The sequence below is a fragment of the Gilvimarinus gilvus genome (assembly GCF_030518155.1).
GTDB classification, from domain to species: Bacteria; Pseudomonadota; Gammaproteobacteria; order Pseudomonadales; family Cellvibrionaceae; genus Gilvimarinus; species Gilvimarinus gilvus.
Genome location: NZ_JAULRU010000611.1, coordinates 1 through 10657, shown reverse-complemented (window position 1 = coordinate 10657; position 10657 = coordinate 1). Strand labels below are relative to the sequence as shown.

Here is a 10657-nt window from a genome sequence, read left to right as displayed (position 1 = left end):
ATCTCTACAGAGCGCTCAACGCACAGCCCAACCAAAGTGTCAGGCACAACACCTCGCTCTGTAACCAGATAGTGCGCCAGCTGGTTCGACTTCTCATTGAGCTGCTGGTAACTGAGTCGCTCCTCACCAAACTGAACCGCTGTCGCCTCCGGGCTCCTCGCTACCTGCTGCTCAAACAGCTCATGGATACAAAGCTCATGCGGGTAATCTACCCGAGTATCGTTCCACTCAATCAGCTGTTGATGACGTTCTCGCTCACTCAGAACATCCAGTTCAAAGACATTACCATCTGGCTTCTCCAATAAGCTATGCACAAGACGTTCGAAGCACGAGGCCATGGTCTCAATTGTCGACGCATTAAATAGAGCCGTGTTATAACACCAATGAAATTCTGCACCATGTTTGGATAATTTTATATCTAGTGACAAATCAAAGGGCGAGTTGGGTTCATCTACGTCGAGCACATCTACAGAAACCCCTGGAAGATCAAACTCAGCAGTATTATTTTCCTGCACACCCAACATAATCTGTACAAGAGGGTGAAACGATTGACTTCGAACAGGGTTTAGCTCCTCAACCAGAGCATCAAATGGATACGACTGATGTTTAATAGCCTGATGGTAGATTCTTTTTGCAGTCTCTAAGGCACGCGCTATGGACTCCGAAGGGTCAACACGTCTTCTTAGCACCAGTGTATTGACGAACAGCCCAACAGTATTCAGATATTTTCTAGAATTTCTATTCGCGACTAAAGTTCCAAATGAGATATCGGTGCACCCACTGAACCTGTACAATAGAACTGAAAAACAAAATTGATAGATAACAAAATTGGTTGTCGAATACTTAGCGGCCAGCTCACCAATTTTATTCTCAACGTCTTTTGAAACATATTTGTGAAGACTAGAAGTTTTTTCTTCGAACAGACTAGGCCGATTCCTATCAGTACAAATCTCATGACAAACGGGCAGTTGCGACAGATGATTCACCCAATATTCCCTACTCTCTGTCAACCTTTCCTCATTTTCACACCATTTAGCGTATTCACCGTACTGAACAACTTTATGCTCGGTTTCATCGATTTCATCGGTTCCGTCGATATATGAAACGTACGCCTCTCGCAAATCTCTTACGATTATCTTCGAACTCCAACCATCTACAGCAATATGATGAAACACAAAGCAGAGCACATACTCACTCGAACTCTTTCTGAGTACCAAAACTCGAATGGGCCATTCATTTTCCAAATCGAATTTTCGACTCTGCTCCAGGCTAATACGCTCCTGAAGAACAGACTCCACATTGTCCCGATTAGCTAGATCCTCATAGCGATACACTGTACTTTCATGATTTACAGCGATAGCCGGATCGACGAGCTGCACCCAGTGTGAATCACCATATGCATATTTTGTTCTTAGAATATCATGCCGATTGATGCATCTATTTACAGCACTGCGCAACGCTACCAAGTCGAGCTCCCCTCTTACTTCGTAGCAGAATAGCAAATTGTACATTGCAGAGTTATGTGCAGATGAAGAATCAAAATACAACATTCTCTGCTGCGCTGGACTGACCTCAAAAACGTTCTCAACGCCAAGTGAAGATCGCCCCTTTAAAAAAGCTATGATTTCATCTTTGCTCTTTCGTACCTCATCAATTACATCATCCAGCTGCGAATCCTCAGGCGCGTCAATGACAAGCTCTCCACCAGATCGCTGTATGCGAGCGCCCTTGTCACTTATTTTTTTAAGTAACGTGACTACGTTCATACTCGGCGACCTAGGTTGGGGGCATTTACATAAGAGGGCATCATCTCGACATTACTCCAGCAAACAATTCGTTAAAATTTAAATCTTCGCGTTCTTCATCATAGTGATAAGCTATGGAGCTCCAGCCGCATGGGCATTGGAACTTCAAATACAGCCCCTTGACCAAAGCAAATTGGCTTGCCTTTCACAGCTCTTCATTGAAATTTTTTTAGGCAAATTGCGACAGATCGCCCTTAAGGCATGACGGTATCGCTGGCATGCCATAGCAAGGGGGAGCAACTATTTTTCCAGCTGTCATCAACGCCTAAGCAATATAACATTGACAACTAGCTGGTTAGCGAGACCATAACTCACTAGAGAATCATGGTAACCTTATTCAAGTAATCAACGCACGGCGCTAACTGGCCATTATTCTCGAACTCCAATCCCAGCGCATTCTCAATAAAGTTTTGGAGAATGTCCTGATACATTCCTTGATACCAGTTATTCTCTAAATCTTCTGGGATATGGCACTCACCTTTAAGCACGCCATGCTCATAAAGTCGAATTACAGGGTGTATGAAATCACTATCTTCACCACTATCAGGTTTTCGCTCGATATTGAATGGGTCAGCGTGTTTCACCTTGCCGTATTCCATAGTCATTTTTAAGTGCTTGGGTGAACTGAACTCATTATGCGAATTCACATAATCAACACTCATATCTGAATAATACTGAAAATTATTCCCTTCAAGCCCAATATAGTCACATATAAAGCCTGGCTGTTGAAAAAGCGATGAGTTTCTATGAATTCTCGCCATTATTGATTTCTTTAGGGATTCCCCAGAACTTTCAATACTAGTCATAGGGAATTCAATCCCACTGTGCTCTTTGTTTAAAATGTCATTAAGCAACTTGGCGTTGTATCTGAACCCATGAATAAATCCGGAAAATGCTTTTTTGTAGTCCCTAGAGTGTGTAATCGTTCCGACAAAGTACATACCAGGCACATTAGTAGATTCCCATTTACAGGTCATCTTTGGATACTTTTTCATGGCGCACATTTCAGGCGAGCAGGATTCATCAAAAATTCCAGAAGAAAACTTAAATCCAGAACAAATAATTATGTGGTCAACCGGAACTCGAATTCTCTGACCGTTTGCATGAGAATACTTGATGTCGACCATAAACCCATCATCAACTCGTTGAATTTTTTCAACATCACCATCCAAAATGGTGTTCTGAGATTTTAGTTGGTATGTATCCAAAATATTGTTGTTTACGGCCCTTAGATTTCCAACATAATGAGTAGACCACGCAAGCTTTAAAGGATTTGGACTAACTAAATGTATGCTCGCGGCAACGGAACTAATGTGGTCTGCCGTTTCAAAAGCAGAATTCCCCTTACCTAGTATCATTACCCTCTTATTCTTATACAGCTCAAGATCAAGTGAATGCTCACCATAGCTCACCGCATTTTCTATACCTGGAATATCAGGTATTCTTTGCTCAGACAACCCTGTAGCCACCACAACATACTTCGTTTCTAAGACTCTTCCGTCTGCCAGCTTAATAGTGAATCCACGACTTGTTTTTGAAACAACCTCTACATTAGCGTTATAACTAATCCTAATCTTGTTAGCTTTGGCATAGTCATTCAAATATTCAACCATAACGTCCGCATTAGGGAAGTAGTCCTGTGAATAGTCACCAAAGCGAACTTCCTTATCAGACAAAAGGGAATTCCAGTCCCATCGCAAATTTAAATTAAAGCAATCGTATCCAGTATAAACTTTGTTAATAGAAATTAGCTTTCGATGAACAGGATACTTATCAAAGAACACTCCAGCCTTGCCACCCTTTTCTAAAACCAGGTAATTTTTGTTCTCTTTCTCAAAATAGTGCCCTAACTGTAAACCTGCCGGACCAGCTCCAACAATAATATAGTCATACATAGTTACTCTCCTAATAGATAGATTTCGACTTATTTTTATTAAATAATGGGCGTTATATTTTGATTGTTCTTCTCTTGACATTGAGTGAGTCTTTCCCACCCAGCGGAGAGGTGTTAGTACTATTTGACTCAATGTAAGATGCTAAACTTTCAATGCTGGGGTACTCATAAACAAGGTCCGACGGGAATTCAATATTTTCGTAGTGCATTATGACTTTGTTATGTATATCCACAATCTGAATAGAATCAATACCTAAGGTAAAGATATTATTCGTCACACCAAAACGACAGTCTCTAATAACTTCGCACCACAACTTATAGAGAATTTCTTCGGTTTCAGAACGAGGCAAGACCGACTCCTCAAGGCCTGCTTGTGAACAATGAAGAACCCCCTGGAGAGAACCCTTCAACATTCTATCCTTTGTTTTTCTGCGTTGAACCTTACCACTAGAAGTCATCGGCAAGCTAAGAGGTGATAAGAAGGAAATTTTTGACACGCTTATGCCGAATTCTAAAGACACCTTTTGCTTTATGTCTGCCGTCAGCATCTCAAAGTTAGCGCGCCTATAGAACTCTCGCTCCAACTCAACTACGAGCCCCAAGGACGTATCACTGCCTTCTTCCAATCCAAAAGCCACACACGCTCCATCCCTCAACACTTCACTCACCTGAGTTACGCTACGCTCAATATCTTGCGGGTAGTAATTTTTTCCATTAATAATTATTAGGTCGCTAATACGACCAACAACGTAAAGCTCCTGCTCCAATATAAACCCTAAATCTCCTGTCTTGATGCTATTCTCGCCAGTATTGAACATACCATCATCCAACCGCTCATCACTTCTGCTCTTTGTCCAGTACCCGGGTGACACACTGGGGCCTGAGATTTCAATCTCACCTATGAGCGTACTAGTCGCATCTTCCTGACTTTCTGAGCCGCAAATACTGATAAAGTGATTATTAGAAACGCGACCGTTTCCAACCAACTGGATATGCTTACCCGGACTCCCCTGAACACTTCCATCTATCAGAACAACTTTGCGATTCTGCAGCGACTCAAGATCCACAGTTAATACACTCGGCCCGTTTGAATTAAGAGAACCAGTAACGAAAGCGGTAGCTTCAGCCAGTCCATATGCTGGGAAAAAGCTAGACCAAGCAAAACCATAGGATTTGTACTTGTCATGGAATGAGGAAAGCGTTTCTAGGCGCACTGGTTCGGCGGCATTAAACGCAACCCGCCAAGAGCTGAGATCAATTTGGAAGTCTTCATCCTCTCTTGACTTCTTAACACATAGATCGAAGGCGAAATTAGGAGCCCCGGCTATAGTTCCTTTGTATTTTGTGATTGATTTGAGCCACACCAACGGCGACTTAACAAAGGTAGCTGGAGCCATAAGTGTGGATGTAGCACCGATGTATAGTGGTAAAAATATAGTCGTTATCAGCCCTAAATCGTGATAAAGAGGGAGCCAGTTAACAAACTCATCCTCGCTTGTTACATTAGCTGCAGATATCAATGCCTCTACATTTGCTTCTATGTTATCGTGAGTAACTATTACACCTTTTGGTATGCCTGTAGACCCTGATGTGAACTGTAAAACGGCAATGTCCCCATCCTCGCTTTCATTAAAATTATTATTGGAGCCATCCCTCATATTATCACTAGCGTATACTGGAACAGGCCTCACTAATCTACATGCATCAATTAGGCTTTCAACAGCCGCTAATTGCTCACTGTCTGTAAGAGCTGCTGCAGCATCACAAGACGCAATAACCTCTTCAACTCTCTCCGCTCTGGAATTTTTTCTCGGCGGATACAACGGTACCGCCACGACCCCCAGCATAAGACAGCCCAACATGGTAGCAATGTACTCGATACCTGACGAATGTAGAAGGACAACCCTGTCGCCACTTTTTGCAAACAAACTAATATTTCTCGCGCGACAAGTTGCTCTGTCGCTAAGTTCTTTGAATGTCACCGATTCTACTTCCGATCCAGAATGATCTAGATAACGAAAGGCAATTTTCTTAGGGTTGGCTACGGCATATTGCTGCAGCTTTTCGATAAAAATCATATTTCTACGTCATGCTCTAGGTGGGTCAAATTATCGTTAAGAAATTACTTTTTTTTGCAAGTGTGATGCGTGTTTGTGGCTTCCCTCAGCCATCAATATACTTGATATATTTAAAAGGAAATTATTCTTAATTTTCACGGCCTCATCACCACTGACGCCCGCCAACTCCAGTGCTTTATCACACCCATCTTCAGCCACAATGCAACGCCACTCATTGAACCTTTCGACACCACCCGCATGTATGCGAGACTGACTCGTTTTTCCACCTTCTAAAACTCGATAACCTGTTTGCAGGTCAGATATATACTTGAATATTGCACCCGCCGCTGAATATCGAACCCAAGTATGCGTATCTTCGTGACATCGAAATTGATCGGGAAAGGGAATTTTTGAAGCCGTTTCCGTTCGAACGCTCAAACACGACGGAATGGTAAGCCCATCACGCTCTTGGAGTATGACCTTCCATATATCGGCACCTTCAAGCGGGTTATCTCTTTGCTGCTTAAGCAAAAGCCTCATTCCCTCTAGCAATTGATCCTCAGGTATACGCCCCCCGTTTTCATCAATTACGTAAAACCCGTTATAAACCACAGAAACTTCTGGGTATTCACAAAACACTCCCCGAACACCCGATATTCTGTTGGGCGACGAAACATCATCATGATCCATGAAGGTAACGATATCGCAACCATCGATCTCAGCCTGCCTAACACCAACATTTCTAGCGTTAGCAGGCCCCATATTGTCTTCGAGCCTTATTACTGAAATTCGTGAATCCGCCGCTGCGTAATCTAAGAGCCTTTTTCCAACTTTCGAATCGGTGGCGTCATCAACAATATACATTCTCCAGCCAGGGTCACTTTGCTCCATTACACTCTTTATTGCCTCTCCGATATAGGGTATATCACCTCCTAAAAGCTCCCCCCAGAAAGGCGTCACGATCGCCGTTATATTCCTCAACTCAGCCTCCACGATTTACAATCTTCTATGTGCTACTTTTCCGTCTAGGTACTCGTAGAGCCCTTCGCTCAGCTCATATTCACCTTGCCACTCAACCACACCAGGGGCGTACTTATGAGACTGCTGAAACTTTCTGAATGATATGCATTTACTGTCCGGCAGGGCCAGATTAAGCGCACAATCACCACCCAGAGGGTCAATTGAAAAACTATCACCCCACACTTCAATTTGATCAGCCGATTCGTACTTGACACCACTTTTAGAGAAATGTAGATTTTCGCACTTCGCAAATAGCTTACTAATTGGCAAGCCTTTATTGGTGCCCTTCTTCTGAAAATCTATCGCCGTAGTCCCGCCTAATATTGCCTCGTAGGGCAATCCCTCAATTCGCAAATACTCGCAACAAAAATCAAAAACACGTTGCCTCAACACCTCAACACACTCTGATCCACGCGAGAACTCTTCAGGTTGGCTTAGAAATTCAATTGTGACCTGAGATTCACGATCATCCACCATGACTGGATAGAACAAATTCGAGCGTATAGATGAGTGAAATTCCTCCGGACTACTACAGTAAATTAGGTCAAAATCGAATTCTTTTTTTATCACCTCGATAAGTCCCGCAATCTCCACGGAGAATCGAGTCAACTCATCCGTCTCCCACGCTAGAAACACTCGCTCTAACTCACCGCGATCTCCAAAGCTGTAGACTTCCGCACCGTTACACACAGAAACCAAAACACTCTTTCTCGCGCTCTCAGACAATAAATCGAGCACACGGGTGCGAACATTTTCAATGCCCTGACCGGTCGATAGAAAAAAATACCCTCCATCTTCAATCAGTCGCTCTATTAGTCGCAGGGTTTCGCTTGGAACAGGCTTAAACGGAGGCGCCAGAGTATCGTCAATATCGCTAACAACTATCCTTGCATTACATTCGTATATAGCTTGAGTCATACGAGCACTACTTTATAGAAAGGCACTTATAATAAGACGAAAATTGTCCATTACACATCCGCATGGCAACCTGCTACACTCATAACCTTTTCCGTATGGCCAATCAGGTTAAATGATTCCACATACCGCCGTATGGATGCCTTAATCGCATCTTTAACCGAAGTCTCACCTACAGAACTTCCCCCATTTGGATTCATTTTGGTTGCATTTTGATAGAGATTTAACCTCGCCTGTTCTACACGCTCCGAGGAGAAATGATAATGGCCATTTACCAAGACTATATCGTTGACGAAACCGGCCGATTGAAAAAGCTCCTCTTTCGACATATTTTTCATTTCAGGCGTCAACCACTTCTTCCACTTATCAGACTTTAATATTTCACTTAGGAAAGCGTCTTTTAAACCTGACGCCTTCAGACTATTGCTCTCACCCGATTCAATATAGAACCGCTCCTCCTCCTCAAGCTCCAGAAGGGCTCTCGTCTCAGCATATCCAAACTCAGGCGCCACATTAGCCATACCAATACCCAGGTAAGGATGTTGAGCCAACACTTCACCACTTAAGTAGTCAGCGTTATGTTCTTTCAAAATCATGCCATTATCGAGACAAATTTTCGCAAGAGCTTTGATCACACTCACATCGAACTTCCCAATATTTCTATTCATCTTGGTCAAAGTCCCTGTATTACCAACCATATAAACCGGCAAAGGAAGACCTCTGTCATTTAACGAGCTCGCCAACAACGTCACGAACCGCCGGAACTCTTCTACAACAGAAAAATCTCCATTAGACTCTTCTAGGCTTGCTTCATAACAAACCCCTCCACCAGATTTCGACGCAATTTCCTCCAAACTTTCTATAATTGAGACAACTCTGTCTGTCGCTAGAGCCGCAGGAGTTAGACGGCCGAATTCTGGATCTACCGATGTGTCAACATGCAGAAACTCAAATCCCGATGCAATATCTTCCGAAAACGAAGTCAATGCACACTGCGTAGCCTTCGTGGAGTCTAACCCCGCTTTGAATTCAGTATCTTTCTGCCAAGGCCCACCATGATCTCGACATAGATAATAGATACCAGTAAACCCTACACTGGTCGCAATACGCCTCACTTCAGTGGAAAACTGCTCCTGATTCCATCCCTGAACATAACCACCTCCCAGCGAATATGAGTCAATCTGATTTCTACTTGCGATAAAGAACAAAGGAAACTTCAACTCTTCTGCTAGCTCGAATGCCGCCTTTATGATTAACGGACTCATTGGCCCTATACCTAAGTGTGTAAATGGCTCTTCCAGTTCGGCGTCAATCTTGAAAAGTTCAGATATAGGTAGCGTCATCTCAGTTTTTTTCCCATTAGTTCTCATTACGCAGCTCCCCACTCAAAGAATTTACCCATTGCTTAATCTCTTTGGGGTCATTTCTGAACAGAAGAGAGCCTGCTGTTACGGAATTAACACCTGCCCGAAATAGCTCAGGCACGGTATTGCGCCGAATACCTCCGTCGGCCTGTATAGAAACATTGAGATCATTTTCATCAATGTATTTTCGAGCTAATCTAATTTTTTCGTATGTCTCTGGAATTATTGAAACTCCTTTAACGCCAATCTTTGTCCCCATTACAAGCAAGTTATCTACCAAAGGGAGAAGATCAAACACTTTCTCTATAGGAGTTTCTTCAAGCACACAGATTCCAGCGTTCGCGTCTAAACTTTTAATTTGTTCAATGTGGCTCGCAGGGTTATCAACACCATCAAACTGAAATTGAATTAAGTTCGCTCCCGCACCCACGAAGTCATTAACAAAGTCTTTTGGGTTCCGAACCATCAAGTGGACTTCGAATGGACGATCTGTTTTATCTCTAAGAGAAGCGACCGTATCGACGCCAAACAATAGACTCTTTACGTAATGACCATCCATAATGTCAAAATGGTACGAATCACAATATTCATTAACACGCTCTATGCTATGCGCCAATGCGGATAAATCTGCAGACCAAAGTGACGCAGATAACTTAAGAGGATCAGACATAGTTCAGTTTTTCTCTATTTATTTTTATGTACTGGCCAAGACAGCACGTCCGCCGGTTGCCGCAGAATCGCAACACCCCCAACAACAGAAAGCTCCTATCGAATGGCTGAGCAAAATAGCCAACATCCTTTGATAGCGCAACCATACGGACTTCAATTTCATGCCTAAGTTCACAAAAATTACATAAAAACATTGTATTAGCTTATTAATATCTAAAACCCGACACTGTTAGCGCTAACAGTATCGACATCATTTGGGCGCTGGAGTTTTTCAAGTATGAAAGAAAAGGCAGGGGTGAACGCGCTCACAGAAAGGAAAGAATGGGGCGCCGTGAGCGCGCAATAAGACAAGCTTGTTAATTCGTAATCGCTCTCACCATTCACACCAAGCATTACTGGATATTAAAATAACGAATGGTCACATCGCTGCGATGAGTCACTCTGCTTATCCCCGGCCGCCCGAACCCTGCGCGAGCTTTACGTTTACATCCCATCTAGCGTGACAACACATATTCACTTTGGACTCTCCTGTGGTTAGAAATTTTCTTACAACGTAAGTTTCTGCGTCTACCCCCATCGCTTAAAAGAAAACTTGCCCACGATTTTCCCTATTGAGCTTGCACGCAATTACAAACTTAAAACTATCCACCTAATAACACCCAAATAAATTGGAACGCCAGAACGAAAAAAGGCTGGAAAACCAGCCTTTTTGTTATACTTCTACTCACAGAATTCAGTTAAATAGTGTTCCTGAGCGCCTCCAAGTCGGCTTCAATTTTGCTCATGCGTTTCGAGTTCAGCGGATAGAAAATCAGCAACAATACTGAAACAAATGCAAATGCCGCAGGTATCCAGCTCATTAGCATCACCATGCCTCCAGTAGTTTGCTTAATGGTTGAGGGGTCGGTTCCAACATATCCATACGCACCCAAA

The 10657-nt window shown here is 43.1% G+C and carries 7 protein-coding genes and 1 pseudogene; all 8 read right to left on the bottom strand.

Annotated features, from left to right (window positions below; translation table 11 throughout):
- A partial coding sequence (locus QWI17_RS15160; protein WP_302723370.1) for a condensation domain-containing protein occupies positions 1-1766 on the bottom strand: 1766 nt, incomplete at its 3' end.
- A gap of 353 nt (positions 1767-2119) precedes the next feature.
- On the bottom strand, positions 2120-3700 hold the full coding sequence (locus QWI17_RS15155; RefSeq protein ID WP_302723369.1) for an NAD(P)-binding domain-containing protein: 1581 nt from the start codon (positions 3698-3700) through the stop codon (positions 2120-2122).
- 52 nt (positions 3701-3752) lie between these two features.
- The gene (locus QWI17_RS15150; protein ID WP_302723368.1) at positions 3753-5777 is read right to left on the bottom strand and encodes an AMP-binding protein; all 2025 of its coding nucleotides are present in this window, start codon (positions 5775-5777) and stop codon (positions 3753-3755) included.
- A 36-nt stretch (positions 5778-5813) separates the two neighbouring features.
- Entirely contained in the window at positions 5814-6749 is a 936-nt protein-coding gene (locus QWI17_RS15145; RefSeq protein WP_302723367.1) for a glycosyltransferase family 2 protein, read from the bottom strand.
- A gap of 3 nt (positions 6750-6752) precedes the next feature.
- On the bottom strand, positions 6753-7694 hold the full coding sequence (locus QWI17_RS15140; protein ID WP_302723366.1) for an HAD family hydrolase: 942 nt from the start codon (positions 7692-7694) through the stop codon (positions 6753-6755).
- 50 nt (positions 7695-7744) lie between these two features.
- The gene (locus tag QWI17_RS15135; RefSeq protein WP_302723365.1) at positions 7745-9061 is read right to left on the bottom strand and encodes a class II D-tagatose-bisphosphate aldolase non-catalytic subunit; all 1317 of its coding nucleotides are present in this window, start codon (positions 9059-9061) and stop codon (positions 7745-7747) included.
- Positions 9051-9725: a ribulose-phosphate 3-epimerase gene (locus QWI17_RS15130; RefSeq protein ID WP_302723364.1), complete on the bottom strand. Its 675-nt coding sequence runs from the start codon at positions 9723-9725 to the stop codon at positions 9051-9053. The genes QWI17_RS15135 and QWI17_RS15130 overlap by 11 nt, the downstream gene beginning before the upstream one ends.
- Positions 9726-10461: 736 nt before the next feature.
- Positions 10462-10657: pseudogene (locus QWI17_RS15125) on the bottom strand (MFS transporter); the annotation flags it as partial.

Coding starts and splice junctions, on each gene's coding strand:
- QWI17_RS15135 (WP_302723365.1), bottom strand. CDS start 9,061: ATGAGAACTAATGGGAAAAAAACTGAGATGACGCTACCTATATCTGAA.
- QWI17_RS15155 (WP_302723369.1), bottom strand. CDS start 3,700: ATGTATGACTATATTATTGTTGGAGCTGGTCCGGCAGGTTTACAGTTA.
- QWI17_RS15150 (WP_302723368.1), bottom strand. CDS start 5,777: ATGATTTTTATCGAAAAGCTGCAGCAATATGCCGTAGCCAACCCTAAG.
- QWI17_RS15140 (WP_302723366.1), bottom strand. CDS start 7,694: ATGACTCAAGCTATATACGAATGTAATGCAAGGATAGTTGTTAGCGAT.
- QWI17_RS15130 (WP_302723364.1), bottom strand. CDS start 9,725: ATGTCTGATCCTCTTAAGTTATCTGCGTCACTTTGGTCTGCAGATTTA.